Source organism: Klebsiella sp. 141161 (assembly GCF_050600815.1).
GTDB classification, from domain to species: Bacteria; Pseudomonadota; Gammaproteobacteria; order Enterobacterales; family Enterobacteriaceae; genus Klebsiella; species Klebsiella aerogenes.
This window is the reverse complement of the sequence record NZ_JAQIRN010000041.1, coordinates 1-203: the sequence shown is the minus strand read 5'-3', so window position 1 is coordinate 203 and position 203 is coordinate 1. Positions and strand designations below refer to the sequence as shown.

1 rRNA gene is annotated in these 203 nt (G+C 53.7%); it reads left to right on the top strand.

From position 1 onward, the window contains the following. Positions 1 to 203: ribosomal RNA gene (locus PGR79_RS23885) — 23S ribosomal RNA — on the top strand; the annotation flags it as partial.

Below are 203 nucleotides of genomic sequence, written 5' to 3'. Positions count from 1 at the left end.
ATGTGTAGGATAGGTGGGAGGCTTTGAAGCGTGGACGCCAGTCTGCGTGGAGCCAACCTTGAAATACCACCCTTTAATGTTTGATGTTCTAACGTGGACCCGTAATCCGGGTTGCGGACAGTGTCTGGTGGGTAGTTTGACTGGGGCGGTCTCCTCCCAAAGAGTAACGGAGGAGCACGAAGGTTAGCTAATCCTGGTCGGAC